General features: G+C 67.8%; 16 protein-coding genes. 4 read left to right on the top strand and 12 right to left on the bottom strand.

Going from position 1 to position 16,197, the window contains the following annotated elements; genetic code table 11:
- Nucleotides 1-29: 29 nt before the first annotated feature.
- From P6144_RS18950 to P6144_RS18905, 10 genes are all read right to left on the bottom strand, one after another.
- On the bottom strand, nucleotides 30-1,376 hold the full coding sequence (locus P6144_RS18950; protein ID WP_277769386.1) for a nucleotide sugar dehydrogenase: 1,347 nt from the start codon (nucleotides 1,374-1,376) through the stop codon (nucleotides 30-32).
- 50 nt (nucleotides 1,377-1,426) lie between these two features.
- Entirely contained in the window at nucleotides 1,427-2,425 is a 999-nt protein-coding gene (locus P6144_RS18945) for an NAD-dependent epimerase/dehydratase family protein (RefSeq protein WP_277769385.1), read from the bottom strand.
- Nucleotides 2,426-2,558: 133 nt separating this feature from the next.
- Entirely contained in the window at nucleotides 2,559-3,311 is a 753-nt protein-coding gene (gene moeB, locus P6144_RS18940) for a molybdopterin-synthase adenylyltransferase MoeB (protein WP_277769384.1), read from the bottom strand.
- Nucleotides 3,308-3,673, bottom strand: a complete 366-nt coding sequence (locus tag P6144_RS18935; protein ID WP_277769383.1) for a hypothetical protein — start codon at nucleotides 3,671-3,673, stop codon at nucleotides 3,308-3,310. Before P6144_RS18935 ends, moeB begins: the two co-directional genes overlap by 4 nt.
- A complete protein-coding gene (dut, locus tag P6144_RS18930; protein ID WP_277769382.1) occupies nucleotides 3,670-4,116 on the bottom strand; it encodes a dUTP diphosphatase in 447 nt (148 codons plus the stop codon). The genes P6144_RS18935 and dut overlap by 4 nt, the downstream gene beginning before the upstream one ends.
- Entirely contained in the window at nucleotides 4,116-4,925 is an 810-nt protein-coding gene (locus tag P6144_RS18925; protein ID WP_277769381.1) for an alpha/beta fold hydrolase, read from the bottom strand. The genes dut and P6144_RS18925 overlap by 1 nt, the downstream gene beginning before the upstream one ends.
- Nucleotides 4,915-6,087, bottom strand: a complete 1,173-nt coding sequence (coaBC, locus tag P6144_RS18920; protein WP_277769380.1) for a bifunctional phosphopantothenoylcysteine decarboxylase/phosphopantothenate--cysteine ligase CoaBC — start codon at nucleotides 6,085-6,087, stop codon at nucleotides 4,915-4,917. The genes P6144_RS18925 and coaBC overlap by 11 nt, the downstream gene beginning before the upstream one ends.
- Nucleotides 6,084-7,199 (bottom strand): hypothetical protein, encoded by a 1,116-nt coding sequence (locus P6144_RS18915; RefSeq protein WP_277769379.1) that lies wholly within the window; start codon nucleotides 7,197-7,199, stop codon nucleotides 6,084-6,086. Before P6144_RS18915 ends, coaBC begins: the two co-directional genes overlap by 4 nt.
- Nucleotides 7,196-8,731, bottom strand: a complete 1,536-nt coding sequence (gene ubiB, locus P6144_RS18910) for a 2-polyprenylphenol 6-hydroxylase (protein WP_277769378.1) — start codon at nucleotides 8,729-8,731, stop codon at nucleotides 7,196-7,198. The genes P6144_RS18915 and ubiB overlap by 4 nt, the downstream gene beginning before the upstream one ends.
- 115 nt (nucleotides 8,732-8,846) lie before the next feature.
- Complete coding sequence (locus P6144_RS18905; protein WP_277769377.1) at nucleotides 8,847-9,602, bottom strand: class I SAM-dependent methyltransferase; 756 nt, start codon at nucleotides 9,600-9,602, stop codon at nucleotides 8,847-8,849.
- Between the two features lie 149 nt (nucleotides 9,603-9,751).
- Between P6144_RS18905 and mutM the strand changes: the two genes are divergently transcribed.
- The 4 genes from mutM to dnaA all read left to right on the top strand — a co-directional run bounded on the left by mutM (nucleotide 9,752) and on the right by dnaA (nucleotide 13,474).
- Nucleotides 9,752-10,561, top strand: a complete 810-nt coding sequence (gene mutM / locus P6144_RS18900) for a bifunctional DNA-formamidopyrimidine glycosylase/DNA-(apurinic or apyrimidinic site) lyase (protein ID WP_277769376.1) — start codon at nucleotides 9,752-9,754, stop codon at nucleotides 10,559-10,561.
- Nucleotides 10,562-10,570: 9 nt separating this feature from the next.
- Nucleotides 10,571-11,272: a hypothetical protein gene (locus P6144_RS18895; RefSeq protein WP_277769375.1), complete on the top strand. Its 702-nt coding sequence runs from the start codon at nucleotides 10,571-10,573 to the stop codon at nucleotides 11,270-11,272.
- 93 nt (nucleotides 11,273-11,365) lie between these two features.
- Complete coding sequence (gene rpsT, locus P6144_RS18890) at nucleotides 11,366-11,629, top strand: 30S ribosomal protein S20 (protein ID WP_086128864.1); 264 nt, start codon at nucleotides 11,366-11,368, stop codon at nucleotides 11,627-11,629.
- 483 nt (nucleotides 11,630-12,112) lie between these two features.
- Complete coding sequence (dnaA, locus tag P6144_RS18885; RefSeq protein ID WP_277769374.1) at nucleotides 12,113-13,474, top strand: chromosomal replication initiator protein DnaA; 1,362 nt, start codon at nucleotides 12,113-12,115, stop codon at nucleotides 13,472-13,474.
- A gap of 205 nt (nucleotides 13,475-13,679) precedes the next feature.
- Here dnaA and P6144_RS18880 read toward each other — a convergent pair whose 3' ends face one another.
- Nucleotides 13,680-14,735, bottom strand: coding sequence for a CAP domain-containing protein (locus P6144_RS18880; RefSeq protein ID WP_277769373.1), 1,056 nt, complete (start codon nucleotides 14,733-14,735; stop codon nucleotides 13,680-13,682).
- Between the two features lie 184 nt (nucleotides 14,736-14,919).
- Entirely contained in the window at nucleotides 14,920-15,909 is a 990-nt protein-coding gene (gene trpS, locus P6144_RS18875) for a tryptophan--tRNA ligase (RefSeq protein WP_277769372.1), read from the bottom strand.
- Nucleotides 15,910-16,197 lie beyond the last annotated feature (288 nt).

Here is a 16,197-nt window from a genome sequence, read left to right as displayed (position 1 = left end):
CGCCATGCTGCGTTGGAAGGCGGCCGGGCTCAGGCCCGGACCACATTCTCCGCATGCACGCCGGCGCGGGCGCAGGCGTTGCGCGTGTCGACGATCAGCTTCGCCGAGGCGGCGAGCGCCGCATAGTCGACGGCATCGTGATCGGTGGCGATCAGCACCGCGTCGTACTTTGCGATCTCGGTTTCGTCCCACGCTACGCCGTTGCGGAAGTTCAGCGTCGGGTGCTCGCGGGTATTGTCGATCTGGGCGACGTGCGGATCGAAGAAGTCGGCAGTGGCGCCGCGCGCCTCGATCATCTCCATCAGGCGGAGCGACGGGCTCTCGCGGATATCCTCGACATTCTTCTTGTAGGCGACGCCGAGCACCAGGATGCGCGCGCCGCGCAGGCCGCGGCCGAAGCGCGCGTCCATCGTGTCTGCTAGGACGCGGACGACATGCTGCGGCATGTCGGCGTTGATCTGGCCGGCTAGCTCGATGAACTTGGTGTGCTGGTTGTACTCGCGCGCCTTCCAGGTGAGGTAGAAGGGGTCGATCGGGATGCAGTGCCCGCCCAGGCCCGGGCCCGGATAGAAGGGCATGAAGCCGAACGGCTTGGACTTGGCCGCGTCGATCACTTCCCACACATCGATGTCCATCGCGGTGAAGATGAGCTTGAGCTCGTTGACCAGCGCGATGTTGACCGCGCGGAAGACGTTCTCGGTGATCTTGACCGCCTCTGCCGTTGCGGCGGACGAGACCTGGATCGCCTGGGGCACGATGTGGCGATAGACGCTCAGTGCCAGATCGGCCGAGACGGTGTCGTCGGCGCCGACGACCTTCGGGATCTTGGTGGTCGAGAAGGTCGGGTTGCCCGGGTCCTCGCGCTCGGGCGAATAGGCGAGGAAGAAGTCCTTGCCGGCGATCAGCCCCGCCGCTTCGAGGATCGGCTGCATCACTTCGCGGGTGGTGCCCGGATAGGTAGTCGATTCGAGGATGACGAGCTGGCCGCGGCGCAGCGTCTTGGCGATCGCCTGGGTGGTCAGCTCGACATATTTCAGGTCGGGCTCGAGATGGCGGGTGAGCGGCGTGGGGACGCAGATCAGCACGACATCGGCCTCGCCCAACCGGGCGAGGTCGGCAGTGGCCCGCAGCTTCTCGTTCTGCACCAGCGGCGCGATGCGGGCGCCGTCGATATGCTTGATATAGCTCTCACCGGCGTCGAGCGCGTCGATCTTGGCCTGGTCGACGTCGAAGGCGAGGACCGGGCAGCCGGCTTCGCCAAAGGCCACCGCGAGCGGCAGGCCGACATAGCCCATGCCGATCACGCCGATGATCGCAGTGCCGCTTTCGATCCGCGCCTGCAGCTTCAAACCATGCGCGGGCCATTCGATGCTCATAGGAACCCCAGTGAAGTACGCTCTCGCGCCTTCATGCCCGAACAGGGGTTTCAGTTTCGATAATGCGCCAGATACCAATCGATGAAGGCGGGCACGCCTTCGCTGGGCGGAGTGGAGGGCGCATAGCCGGTCAGCGCCTTGAGCAGGGCGTGCGAGGCCTCGGTGGCAGGCACGTCACCCTGCTGCATCGGCAGGAAGTTCTTGATCGCGGTCTTGCCCAGCGCGCGCTCGATCTCGCCGATATAGTCCATCAGCTGGGTCTGGTGCCCGGCGCCGATGTTGACGACGCGGAAGGGCGCGACGGGCGAAAGGCTGTCGCCCTCCACCGGGGTGTCGCCCGGCACGGCCTCGGTCAGCCGCACGATCGATTCGGCAAGGTCGTCGACATAGGTGAAGTCGCGGACCATGTTGCCATTGTTATAAACGTCGATCGGTTCGCCCGCGAGCGTCGCCTTGGTGAACTTGAACAGCGCCATGTCCGGCCGGCCCCAGGGGCCATAGACGGTGAAGAAGCGGAAGAAGGTCATCGGCGTCTTGAACAGATGCGCGTAGCTGTGGCCCATCAGCTCGGTGGCGCCCTTGGTGGCGGCGTAGAAGCTCAAGGGGGTGGCGGTGCGCTGCGTCTCGGTGAACGGCATGTCGGTGTTCGCGCCATAGACCGAGCTGGTCGAGGCCACGAGCAGGTGCCTCGTGGCGTGGCGGCGGGCCAGCTCGAGCACGTGGAAGGTGCCGATCAGATTGGCTGAGACATAGGATTCGGGGCTGTCGATCGAATGGCGCACGCCGGCCTGGGCGGCGAGGTGGATCACCACGTCGGGCTGGAATTCGGCCCATTGCGCACCGAAGCTTGCCATATCGTCGATCGAGACGCGCGCGACCTTGAAGTTCGGGTGGTTCGACAGGATGTCGTTGCGCGCTTCCTTGAGCGCCGGGTCGTAATAGGGGCTGAAATTGTCCACCCCCAGCACCGTCGCGCCGCGCTGGAGCAGCTTGCTCGCGGTGTGGAAGCCGATGAATCCGGCCGAACCGGTGACCAGGACGCGCGTCATGGCAGGGCAGGTGCCTCAAGCCGGAGGCGAAGTCCAGTTTCTCTCTGGATCGTCATCCCGGCGAAAGCCGGGATCTCAGGAGATGGCGCGGGGCAGGAGCCGCACGAGATCCCGACTTTCGCCGGGATGACGATTAGTGGCTACAGCTCGGGCAGCCGGGGTCCTTGGGCAGGGTCAGCGTGCGGAAGCGGAAGGCGAGGGCGTCGACCAGCAGGAGCTTGCCCGCGGGATCCTCGCCGAAGGGCACAATGGCGCGGATCGCCTCGAGCGCGGCGAGGCTGCCCATCACCCCGGTGAGTGCGCCGAGCACGCCCTGCTCGGCGCAGCTGATGCCGGGGCGCTCGGGATCGCCGCCGACGAAGCAGCGATAGCAGGGCTTGTCCGCCTCCCAGCCCCGGAACACGCCGAGCTGGCCTTCGAATTCGGAGACCGCGGCGGAGACGAGGGGGCGGTGATGGCGCTGGCAGGCATCGGCGACGGCGAGGCGGGTGGCAAAGTTGTCGCTGCCGTCGATCACGACTTCCGCGCCGCGGACATGGTCGTCGATATTGCCCGGGTCGATCCGATGTTGCCAGGCCAGAACTTCGATATGCGGATTGATCGCCCGTACCCGCCGGGCCGCGACATTGACCTTGGACCGGCCGACATCGTCGGTGCCGAACAGCGTCTGGCGCTGAAGATTGGAGAGGTCGACGCGGTCGTCATCGACAATCGACAGGCGCCCGAAGCCGGCAGCCGCGAGATACTGGATCGCGGGCGCGCCGATGCCGCCGGCGCCGATGACGAGCACGCTGGCGTTCTTCAGCCGCATCTGGCCGCCGCCGCCGATCTCGCGCAGCACGATATGGCGGGCGTAGCGTTCCAGCTCCGCATCGGAGAGGGTCATGGCGTCCAGGTGAAGGTCAGCGTGGTGCGATACCATTGCTCGGTCGCGCCGGGGCGCGGGAGCAGGTTGCCGCGCGCCAGGCCGGGCACCAGCGCCGCGGCATATTGCTCGACCGAGGGGCAGGCGATCGCGCGCGGCACCGAGGTGCGGATATTGCCGCTCTCGTCGAGCAGCACCGCGACGGCGACGGCAATCTCGCCGGGCTTGGCGGTGGCGCATTTGCGCAGGCGCACCTCGCGCTTCACGAAGACCTGCATCTCGGCAGTGACGATCGGAGGCGCACGCCAGGGCAGGGGCGGCAGCGCGTCCCAGTCGATCGGCGCCGTCTGCAGCGCCGCGGCAAGGAGGAGCAGGTTGCTCATCTGCCGGTCGAGCCGAAGCCCCCGCTGCCCCGTGCGGTCTCGTCGAGCGAGGCGACTTCGTCGAGCGTCGCATGCTGCACCGGTGCCGGCACCAGCTGGGCGATCCGGTCGCCGCGGGCGATCGGGAAGGGTGCGTCGCCGAGATTGGCGAGGATCACCTTCACTTCGCCGCGATAGTCGCTGTCGATCGTGCCGGGGGTGTTGAGGCAGGTGATGCCGTGCTTGAGCGCCAGGCCCGAGCGCGGACGCACCTGGACCTCGTAGCCGACGGGGATCGCCATCGCGAAGCCGGTGGCCACCGCGTGGCGGGCGCCGGGGGCGAGCACCAGCTCCTCGGCCGCGACGACGTCCATGCCGGCGGCACCCGCAGTCGCATAGGCGGGGAGCGGCAGGCCCTCCCCATGCGGCAGGCGCTGAAGGGCAATGCGGATCGGTGCGAGCATCAAGGTTTTCCTGGCAGGGCGGCGGCAAGGCGCTGGAGCGCGGAGATCACTTCGGGATCGCCGAGCAGCTCATGATCCTTGCCGGGGATGATACGGTAGTCGGTGGCGATCCCGCGCAGCGACAGCGCCTCGGCATAGAGGCGCGAGAAGCGCAGCGGCGTGGTCTTGTCCTCGGCGCCGACGAGCACCGCGGCGCGCAGGCCGGGCGGCATTCCGCCGACGAGCTTGACCGGATCGAGGCTGGCGACCGGCGCGTCCCACAAGGGCGTGGGCGACACGGTCTTCATGTGCTTGCGCCACTCGGGCAGCGCGCAGGGGCAGGAAACGAGGACGATGCCGTCGACCAGCCCCGGATGCGTCGCGGCGAGATCGGCGGCGATCGCGGCGCCGCCCGAATGGCCGACCAGCACGGTGCGGGCCTGGCCGTAGCGACGCTGGAGATGGCGGATCGTCTCGGCGACCGCGGCGATGCGGTCGGCCGTGTAGTTGTCGCCCGTGGTCTGGCCGCGCTCGCCGGGCGAGCGATGGCCCTGCGGGTCCTCGTAGCCGGGGCGGAGCAGCGCGACGGCGATGCTCTGCGGGACCGCCTCAGCCGCGCTGCGGGCGAAGGCATAGTGATAATCGGGCTTGGTCGTCGGCGCATCGCCGTGCAGCACGACGATCAGCGTGCGGACCTGCTTCGCCGGCGTGTTGCCGAAGCTCTGGGTGTAGAGGCCGACGCCCGGCGTGCCCGCGGGCGTGCCCGGGCCGGTCGCAGGCGTGCAGGCCGCGAGGGCGCCGCCCAGCAGCAGCGCGAGGCTAGAGCGCATCGGCGATACGATCCGCGAGCCGGCGGGCGACTTCGTCCTTGGGCAGGCGTTCCCAGCTTTCGACACCTTCGGCGGTGACGAGATGAACGGCATTGGCTTCACCGCCCATCACATCGCCCGAAACATCGTTGGCGACAATCCAGTCTGCGCCCTTGCGAGTCCTTTTCGCGGTGGCGTGATCGATCACCTGCTCGGTTTCGGCGGCGAAGCCCACGACGAGGCCCGGCCGGCGCGGGCTGGCGGCGAGCATCGCGAGGATGTCGGGGTTCTCGGAGAGGTGGAGCGTCGGCGGGGTTCCGGCCTGCTTCTTGAGCTTCTGCTCCGCCCGCTCGGCATGCCAGTCGCCCACCGCCGCGACCATCACCGCGGCGTCGGCGGGCAGCGCCTGGGCGACGGCATTGGCCATGTCCTGCGCGGTCTCGACGTCGACGCGCGTGACGCCGGGCGGGGTGGCGAGAGCGACGGGGCCGGAGACCAGCGTGACCTTCGCCCCCAGCGCGGCGAGCGCACCGGCAATGGCATAGCCCTGCTTCCCCGAGGAGCGATTGGCGATGTAGCGCACCGGGTCGATCGGCTCATGCGTGGGGCCGGCGGTGACGAGGATGTGCTTGCCCGTGAGCTTGCCCGCAGCACCGAAGTGGCGCTGGATCGCCGCGAGGATCGCCTCGGGCTCGGGCAGGCGGCCGGGGCCATATTCGCCGCAGGCCATCGGGCCCTCATCGGGCTCGAGTACGGTCACGCCGTCGCCGCGCAGCGTCGCGACGTTGCGGCGGGTGGCGGCGTGCTGCCACATGCGGACGTTCATCGCCGGCGCGGCGAGCACCGGCTTGTCGGTGGCGAGGAGGAGCGTGGTGGCAAGGTCGTCGGCGATGCCGGCGGCCATCTTCGCCATCAGATCGGCGGTGGCCGGGGCGATAACGACCAGGTCGGCTTCGCGGCTGAGCTGGATATGGCCCATCTCGGCCTCGTCCTTGAGGTCGAACAGGTTGGTATAGACCTGGTTCTCGGACAGGGCCGCGAGCGTCATCGGGGTGACGAAATGCTGGCCGCCGGCGGTGAGCACGCACTTCACCTCGATCCCGGCCTTGCGGCACAGGCGGATCAGCTCGCACGCCTTGTACGCCGCGATGCCGCCGCCGACGATCAGGAGGATCTTCTTCATCGAGTGACCTTTGTCACGGTGATCCTACGCCTGTCGAGCGCCTGGCGGAACAGGTCGCGCAGCGCGTCGTGGACGAAGGCGAGGCCGATCAGCGAGAGCGGAGCGATCATCAGCGCCCAGTAGAAGGTATCGGGCCGGGCGAAGAGCGCGATCACCACGCCGAAGGCGGCGAGCGTGCCGGCGACGCGCGCGGCGGCCTGGTCCTTCCAGCCGATCCAGCCGAACAAGGCGAGCGTGGCGAGCAGCACGCCGATCGCCATCGGGAAAAGCTGGAGCGCGGTGGAGAGGACGAGCGTCTTGGCGAAGAAGCCGTAGCCGCCGAGGCCGCTCCAGCCCGGCGAGGTCGGGTCCGCGGCGCTGGTGACCTGGCTGACCGCGTGGAAGTGGAAGCCGAGCGCGACCGCCAGGCAGGCAAGCGCGACGCCCCAGCCGATCGCTTCGCGCTTCTGACCCTCGAGCCAGGCGGCGGCGAGCATGACGAGGGCGAACAGCGCGGCGGTCTCGCGGATCAGCATGGCGAGCAGGCCGATCGCTACTGCCTCGACCCAGCGGCCTTGCTTGCGGATGCCGAGCGACAGCGCGACGAGCAGGCCCGCCCAGATTTCGTGGAACGCCCAGAGGTCCGGCTGGACGAAGGCCATCAGCCCGCCGGCGAGCAAGGTGAGGCCGATCGCCACGGGCGGCCAGCGGGTCATGCCGGCGCGCAGCTTCATGCCCCAGACCGCGAAGACCGCAAAGACAAGCGCGTAGAGCAGGCCCAGCGTCACCGGCTTGGGCAGGTGCGCCTCGACCATCGCGAGTCCGGGCAGGCGGAAGCAGATGAAGGGGCGCAGCGGATAGTTGCCGGCGCGCAGCGAATCGGCGGCAACCTGGTAATAGCCCTGGCCATGCGCGACGCCGGCGACGATATTCTCGTAGAGGACGACGTCGCTCTGGTCGTCGGCGCGCTTGGCGGGGTCGCCGCTCACCGGCGGCGGGCCGGCGGCGATCAGCGCGGTGAGCGAGAGCAGCAGGAACAGGCCGAGGATGCCGAGCGCGATCCGGGCGCGGCCGCGGCCGAGCGCGGCGAAGCGCGTCGGCTCGGCCAGCCACTGGATCGCGCGGGGCTTCACGAGAGCAGGTACATCATCGCCGCGGCGCCGACCGCGCCCGAGATCACCGCCACCGCCGCATAGCGCCAGCCGCCGACCACGCGGATCCGCTCGATCTCCTTGAGCGGCGGCGCCGGCGGGGCGCCGCCCGGTGCCGGGAAGCGCAGCTCGATGTTGCGGATCAGATCGGGCAGGCGGGCGAGGGTGCGGATGTCCTCGACGATCCTATCGGCGATCTTGGCCTCCGGCCCCAGTTCAGTTCGAATCCATTCCCGCACGAACGGCGCCGAGACGTCCCACAGGTTGATGTCGGGATCGAGCGTGCGCGCGACGCCCTCGACCATCACCATCGTCTTCTGGAGCAGAAGGAGGTGGGGCTGGGTCTGCATGTCGAAGTCGCGGGTAATCGAGAACAGGCCGTCGAGCATCGCGCCCATCGACATGTCCTTGACCGCAAGGCCCCGCATCGGCTCGCCGACCGCGCGCAGGGCGGTGGCGAACTCGGCGACATTGTGGTGCGGCGGGACATAGCCGGCCTCGAAATGGATTTCGGCGACGCGCTTGTAGTTGCCGGTGATCAGCCCGTAGAGGATCTCGGCGAGCCAGACGCGGGCGCGCCGGTCGATCCGGCCCATGATGCCGAAGTCGATCGCGGCGATGCGGCCATCGGGGAGCGCGAACAGGTTCCCCTGATGCATGTCGGCATGGAAGAAGCCCTCGGCGATCGCCTGGCGCAGGAACGCCTTGATCAGCCGGCTGGCGAGCAAGCGCGTGTCATGCCCGGCTTCGATCAGCCGATCGCGGTGCGAGAGCTTGATGCCGTCGATCCATTCGAGCGTCATCACCTTGCCGGTGGTGCGCTGCCAGTCGATCTGCGGGACCATGAAATCCGGCTCGGCCTGCATGCCCTCGGCGAGTTCCGAGGCGGAGGCGGCTTCGCGGCGCAGATCGAGCTCGCGCGCGGTCCAGCGCTTGAACGTCTCGATGACGAGGCGCGGGCGCAGGCGCGAGGCCTCGCCGCCCATGCTCTCGACCTGGGCGGCGGCCCATTCATAGGTGTCGATCGCCTTGGCGAACTCGGTCTCGATGCCGGGGCGCAGCACCTTGACCGCGACCTGGCGGCCATCGGTGGTCACTGCGCGGTGGACCTGCGCGATCGAGGCGGCGCCGACGGGATGCTCGTCGAACTCGTCGAAGAAGGTCTCGAGCGGGCGGCCGAAGCTGCCCTCGATCCGCTGGCGGATCACCGGGAAAGGCAAAGGCGGCAGTGCGTCCTGCAGGCGCAGCAGATCGTGCGCGGCCTCGTCGCCGACCAGATCGGGGCGGGTGGCGAGCGTCTGGCCGAGCTTGATCGCGGCGGGGCCGATCGCCTGGAAGGCGTCGGCATAATGCGGCACCTTGGGCACGCGCGCGCCGAAACGGGCGATGCGCGCCACGCGGCGAACCGGGCGAGGCGTGTGCGGATCCTGCTCGATGCCGCGCAGGGCGCCGTGGCGCGCCAGGATGCGGCCCCATTTGAGCAGGCGCCAGAGATGGACGGCGGGGGCGGTCATGCGAGGAAACCGTCATCCCGGCGAAAGCCGGGATCTCGGGCCACAAGCCGTTCGCGCCGCCGCATGAGATCCCGGCTTTCGCCGGGATGACGGAAATCGGTGAAGGGCACTGGCCTCAAATCTTCCAGCCCGAATGGATCGCGACCAGCCCGCCGAGCAGCGGCTCGACCTTGGTCTGGGTGAAGCCGGCCTCGCGGATCATCGCCTCGAACTCGGGCATCTTCGGGAAGCGGCGGATCGATTCGATCAGGTAGCGATAGCTCTCCGCGTCGCCTGCCAACATCTGGCCGAGCTTGGGGACCAGCTTGTGGGAATAGGCGTCATAGACTTCGGAGAAGCCCGGCCACTCGGTGGTCGAGAATTCGAGCACGAACAGCCGTCCGCCGCGCTTGAGCACGCGGTGCGCCTCGCGGAGCGCCTTGGGGATGTCGGTCACGTTCCGGATACCGAAGGCGATCGTATAGGCGTCGAAGAACTTGTCGGGCCATTGCAGCGTCTCGGCATTGGCCTCGCTCCACACCAGGCTCCCGGTGTCGGGCTCGCGCCCGCTGGCGATCCCGCGCTCGGCGGCGCGCTCGATGCCGACGGCGAGCATCTCGGGATTGATGTCAGCGACCGTGATGGACGCGCCTGACTTCACCATGCGGAAGGCGATGTCGCCGGTGCCGCCCGCCATGTCGAGAATGTGCTCGCCTGCGCGCGGCTTCACGCGGCGGACGAACTTGTCCTTCCACAGCCGGTGGAGCCCGCCCGACATGGCGTCGTTCATCAGGTCGTATTTGGCGGCGACGCTGGAGAAGACCTCGCCGACGCGGCGGGTCTTTTCCTCGGGGGCCACGTCTTCGTAGCCGAAGGAGACGGTGTCGGTCATGTCAGCGGCTCTAGCGGCGGTTTCCTCGCGCGTCATCGCCTTTAACTCGTCATCCCCGCGAAGGCGGGGATCCATTGGCAGTGCAGGTTGAATGGATCCCCGCCTTCGCGGGGATGACGGACAGGGGTTTGGCGCGTTAGGTACGTCCCATGCCTGAACTACCCGAAGTAGAGACGACCGTGCGCGGGCTGGAGCCCGTGCTCAAGGGCGAGACGATCCAGCGCGTGACCCTGCACCGCGGCGATCTTCGCCGGCCCTTTCCCGAAGGGCTGGGCCAGCGGCTGACCGGGGCGATCGTCACCGGCATGGGCCGCCGCGCCAAATATGGGCTGATCGAGACGAATCGGGGGGACACGCTGATCTTCCATCTCGGCATGTCGGGGCGCTGGCGGATCGATCCCGCGGAGATCGGCAAGCATGATCATATGGTGCTGGAGACGCAGCATCACCGGCTCGCGCTCAACGACCCGCGGCGATTCGGATCGGTGGACCTGGTGCCGACTGCGGAGATCGCCACCTGGGCGCCTTTCGTCGCGCTGGGCCCCGAGCCGCTGGGGCCGGATTTCAACGCGGCGCATCTGGCGCGCGTCTTCAAGGACCGGATCGCGCCGGTGAAGGCGCTGCTGCTCGACCAGCGCACCGTCGCGGGGCTGGGCAACATCTATGTGTGCGAGGCGCTCTACATCGCGCGCATCGCGCCGACCCGCGAAGGCGGATCGATCTCGAAGGCGAAGCTGGAGAAGCTGGTCGCAGCGATTCGCGCGGTCCTGGAAAGCGCGATCGCCGCCGGCGGCTCGACGATTCGCGACTATGCGCGGCCGGACGGCGAACTCGGCTATTTCGCCAAGGAGTGGCGGGTGTACGGTAGGGAAGGCGAGCCCTGCGGCTGTGGCGGGCTCGTCGAGCGGCGGGTCGATTCGGGGCGGTCCACCTTCTGGTGCCCCGCCTGCCAGAAATAGGGAGGGGACATGCTTTCACTGTTCATGTTGCTGGCGCAGGGAGTGCCGGTGCCCCCGACTCCGCGCGACGAGGCATGCCGCGGGCTCGGCTTCGCGATCAGCTATGCGCCGAGAGTGGCGCGGCAAGGCGAGACGGTGACGCTCGTGCCGATGCGCGTTGCCGGCCATGGCATGCCCCCTGAGGAAATGCCCTCCAAATGCCTCGACGATTGGAAGGTCGAGGGCGCGGGCGTGAAGCTGGTGCGCGAAAAGGGCAGCGCGCGGCGGCAGCTGCGGATTGCGGCGGATGCGGTGCCGGGCGCGGAGATCCACTTCTGGGCGCAGGGCGAAAACGGGGAAGCGCACGGGCGGCTGATAGTGATCGCCCGCGACGCGCAGGTGCTGTCGGGCACCTTCGGCAAGCGGGAACAGTCGGGCTGCCTGGGTGCCGAGGTGTCGGAGATGGCCTTCACCGCCGATGGCTATTACACTTGGACCCGGCCCGACGACATGTTCGAGACGAAGGTGAGCGGGAGCGGCTATTATCGATGGGATGCCGCAAGCGGCAGGTTCGAGCTCCTGCACGGCAGGGAGGGCAAAGTCCTCCAGCGCGGCACCGCGAAATGGATCGACGGCAGGCTGGTGCTCGATTCGATCGAGCCGGGCGGGCCGATGGGCTCGGACGACGGCACGAACGTCTCCAAATGCCATATCGTGTTCTCTGGCGGTTGACCCGAATCGTCTGTGGCGCTAAGGGGCCCGTCTTTCCGGGCGTGGAGGCATGTTCCCCGCGCCCTAAACATTTCGAGCTAGGAACGAGACGGAATGGCGAATACGCCGCAAGCGAAGAAGCGTATCCGGCGCAATGCGCGCCGTGCGGAGATCAACGGCACCCGCGTGAGCCGTATCCGCACCTTCGTGAAGAAGGTCGAGTCGGCCCTCGAGGCTGGCGACAAGGCCGCGGCTGCTGCCGCGCTCGCCGCTGCGCAGCCGGAGATGGCGCGCGGCGTTGCCAAGGGCGTGCTCCACAAGAACACGGCCTCGCGCAAGTTCGCGCGTCTGAACAAGCGCGTCGAAGCGCTGGCATAACCGTAACTTTTCCGTAACAATGCCCCGCGGGACACCGGTTCCGCGGGGTTTTTGTCGTGTCCGCCAGGGGCTTGCGGAACGAATCATGGTTACGATCCTGGAACCCTCGGAAACGCGCGAGTCGCACTGCCATTGGATTGCAACAATTCCAGAAATGCTGGAATTTCCGATGCTTAAATCCGCACCCCCACGCATTTCCGTGGGTTAGGCCGAGTCAACAAAACTATTTCAGAATCTTTACATGGGACCCCCTTGCTCGACTCGAAAAGGGCTCCCTAAAACAGACCTCCCAGGCGAGATTCTTGCCCGGGTGTCCGGGGGGCAAGCTCACTCGGGTGTAACGCGGCCCACTGCGCCATGACCGGGGATGTCCGGTGCAGGCGGGCTTCATGTCGGATCGAATTGATGCGCGGGATGCAGAAGCTTTCCGCGAAGGAGGGGTGCGTCACGGTGACTCAGGTTCAGGCCTTGGAGCGGGACGGGATGGAAGCTGCGGTTGCCAAGGCATGGTCGCATGTGCGCGCGAATCTGCGCCGCTCTGCGGGCCAGCGCCTGTTCGACCAATGGCTGAAGCCGGTCGTCCTGATCGAGGGCAGCGATGCCGAGATCGTGCGCCTGGGCCTGCCGTCGGCCTTCATGACCCAGTGGGTCAAAAATCACTATGCCGAGCGCCTGCTGCTCGAATTCCGCAGCCAGATCCCGGCGGTGCGCAGCGTCTCGATCGAGACCGTGGCCGAGGAGCCCAAGCGCGTGCTGAGCGCGGCGGCTGCGACGGCCGATTCGGCGCCGGTGGCGGCTGCCGCCACTGCGGCGCCGGCCGAGCGCCCGCAGTTCGATCCGCGTTTCACCTTCGAGCGGTTCGTGATCGACGCGACCAATCGCGTGGCGTGCAACGCCGCCAAGGCGATGGCCGAGCCCGGCGCGCCGCGGTTCAGCCCGCTCTACCTTCATGCCGGCACGGGCCAGGGCAAGACGCACCTGATGCACGCGATCGGCCATGCCTTCCTGGAAGCCAATCCCGAAGCGACTGCGATCTACGTGACTGCCGAGCGCTTCATGTTCGAGTTCGTGCAGGCGCTGCGCAACAAGGACACGCACGCGTTCAAGGCGCGGCTGCGCTCAGTCGATCTGCTGATGATCGACGACCTGCAGTTCATCGGCGGCAAGGACGCGACGCAGCAGGAATTCTTCCACACCGTCAACGAGTTCATGTCGTCGGGCAAGCGCCTGGTGATCGCAGCCGACCGCGCGCCCCAGGCGCTCGAAGGTTTCGAGCCGCGGCTTGCCGGGCGTCTGGCTTCCGGGCTGGTGGCGGACATCAAGCCGGCCGAGCTGGAGCTGCGCCGTGCGATCGTCGGCCGCAAGCTGCTCGACATGCCGGCAGTGACGATGCCGCACGAAGTGATGGACCTGCTCGCCGCACGGATCACCACCAATGTCCGCGAGCTCGAAGGCGCGCTCAACCGCCTCGTCGCCTATGCGCAGCTCAACGGCGAAGTGATCACGATCGACTTCGCCACCAACGTGCTTGGCGAAGTGCTGCGCTCGGCGCAGCGCCGCATCACGATCGACGAGATCCAGCGCGCGGTCTCGGCGCATTTCGAAGTCAAGCAGATCGACCTGATCTCCGAGCGCCGCGCCGTGGCGATCGCCCGGCCGCGCCAGATCGCGATGTACCTCGCCAAGCGGCTGACCACGCGCTCGCTGCCGGAGATCGGCCGCAAGTTCGGCAACCGCGATCACTCGACCGTGATCCATGCGGTGAAGCGCATCGAGGAGCTGCGCGGCAAGGACGTGGAGATCGATACCGCGGTGCGCACGCTGATGCGCACGCTGGAAGGCTAAGGGCTCAGGCCAAGCGTTACTGGGGGTCGCAACGGATATGTTCCCTCCCGTCCCCCGGGAGGGCAGGGTGGAGGAGCTGAGAGCGGGGCAACGTGATCGGTCACGCCTCCACCCTGATATGCCCGGCAAGGGGCGTGCGGAGAGGCCGGGGGCAAGCCCCGGCCTTTTCCTTTATGACTAGACATAATATCCCGGGCCGATCGGCTCAGGGCACCAGCCGGAAATAATAGCTGTAGCTGCGCGTCGCGCCGCTGACGGTGACGTTGCTGATCGTCACGTCATAGATCGTGTTCGCCGCCAGCCCGGCGACGCTCCATTGCAGATTGTTGGGCAGGCCATAGCCGTCATTGTCGAACGATATGTTCGATACGGTGAGCGCCGCGCCGCCGCGCACCCGCACGCTGATCGTCGCGGCGGAGAAGTTGACGGCGCTGTTGGCGCCGAAGTTCGAGCTCTTGTTGGCGATCACCCCGAAGCTGAGCAGCGCGCTGGTGTCGAAATAGCGGGCCGGATAGTCCTCGAAGGGATAGGCGACATAGTCGGGCAGCGGGCCTGCGGTATTCTGGCTGCTGTTGATCACCTTGATCGAGGCGCCGTCGGTGCGGTTCGAGGTCTGGTAGCGTCCCGCCACCCGGCCATAGGAGATGGTCGAGAGGAAGGGGTGGAGCAGCCAGCGGCGATGGCCGATATTGTTGGCGACCAGATTGTTGGTGTCGGTGAGCCAGCCGATCAGGATGTCGGCATCCTGGGTGTAGCGCAGCCCGCCGCCCATCCCGAGATAGATGTTGCTCTGCCCGGCCGCGGTGGCGCCGGCGGCGGTGTAGCAGTTCCAGGTCGAGGGCGGCGTGTGGCTGAGCTGGCCGTTGGCGGCCATCATCAGCGCCGATTGCTGGACGGCCGCATCCTCGGTGCTGGCATAGGTGACCGCGGGCAAGCGGTGATGCGCGCGGATGTCGTTGAGCGTGGCGAGAACGCGGGCGCCGACCTCGGGCTTGAGCACGCCGGCCTGGCAGGCAGTGATATCGGCCTGGGTGGAATAGAGCGCGGCGATGCCGGCAGTGAAGTCGGAACCCGTGGCGGGCTCGGTGCTCGCCGGCGTGGGCGTGGGAGTTGTTGTGGGCAAAGGGGTGGGCGTCGATCCGGGGGCGGGCGTCGGCGTTGGCGTGACGACGGTGCCACCGCCACCGCCGGAAGAGCCTCCACCACCGCTACAGGCTGCAACTGCGCTCCCGAGGAGCAGCACGGGGATCAGGCTACGCATGGGCACTCTCCGCCCATAGAAACCCGATGGTGCCCTTAAGGGTTCCAAATCCTCTCCCGGAGGGAGAGGGGGACCGCCGCCGATCGGCGGTGGTGGAGAGGGCACGCCGCAGGCGATATCGCGCGCGGCAAGCCCCCTCCACCAGCTTCGCTGGTCCCCCTCCCCCTCCGGGGGAGGACCTTTTCTAGACCTGCAGGCCGACGGCCTTTTGCGCGGCGAGCAGGGTCGGCGCGGCGAGGGCGTTGGCACGCTCGGCGCCCCTGGCGAGCTGCGCGCCCACGGCCGCGCGATCGTCCATCAGCTGGGTCAGACGCGTGCGGATCGGCGCGAGCACCGAGATGGCGAGATCCGCCAGCGCGGGCTTGAACGCGCCGAAGCCCTGGCCGGCGAACTCGGCGACCACCGCCTGCGGATCGCGGTCCGACAGGGCGGCGAAGATCGTCACCAAGTTCTTCGCCTCGGGGCGCTCGGCCAGCGCCTCGAACGAATCGGGCAGCGGCTCGGGATCGGTCTTCGCCTTGCGGAACTTCTGCGCGATCGTGTCGTCGTCGTCCGAGAGGTTGACGCGCGACAGATCCGAGGGATCGGACTTGCTCATCTTGGCGCTGCCGTCGCGCAAGGACATGATCCGCGGCGCCGCCTTGGAGATGAACGGCTCGGGCAGCGGGAACAGCTCGACGTCGAAATCAGTGTTGAACTTGGTAGCGATGTCGCGCGCCAGCTCGAGATGCTGCTTCTGGTCCTCGCCGACGGGCACGTGCGTGGCCTTATAGACGAGCACGTCGGCCGCCTGGAGCACCGGGTAGGTGAACAGGCCGACGCTGGCGCCCTCGCGGTTCTTGCCCGCCTTGTCCTTCCACTGGGTCATGCGGTTCAGCCAGCCCATGCGCGCAGTGCCGTTGAGGATCCAGCACAGCTCGGCATGCGCGGGCACGCGCGCCTGGTTGAACAGGATCGCGCGATCGTCGATGCCCGACGCCAGCAGTGTCGCGGCCATCTCGATGGTGGAATTGGCGAGTTCCTGCGGCGAGATATTCCCCGTCAGCGCATGGAGATCGGCGAGGAAGAACAGGCATTCTCCCTGGTCCTGCATCGCCACCCAGTTCTTGATCGCCCCAAGGTAGTTGCCGAGGTGGAGATTGCCGGTGGTCTGAATGCCGGAAACGACGCGCATGATATTCCTTCCACGCCCGGGCTGACCGTTCGGCCTTTGGACGGGCCGCGGGTCCGAGACGGCGGGGACGCGGCCGCACGATGATGTCAGGGACGGGGAGGCGTGTAGCGGGTGGGGTAGGCGAGCGGTAGGGCTTTGTCGGCCTATCCGCCGCCATTCTCTGTTCCCCGGCGAAAGCCGGGGCCCAGGGTCACAAGCGATTCGGCAGAGAAACCCTGGGCCCCGGCGTTCGCCGGGGAACCGCGTGGGAACAGGGACTCTACCCTAACCTGCGCGCCAGTCCCTTCT

It is taken from the genome of Sphingomonas sp. HITSZ_GF, from assembly GCF_029543155.1.
Classification (GTDB): Bacteria; Pseudomonadota; Alphaproteobacteria; order Sphingomonadales; family Sphingomonadaceae; genus Sphingomonas.
The sequence above is the reverse complement of the archived record's forward strand: the minus strand, read 5'-3'. Positions and strand labels throughout refer to the sequence as shown.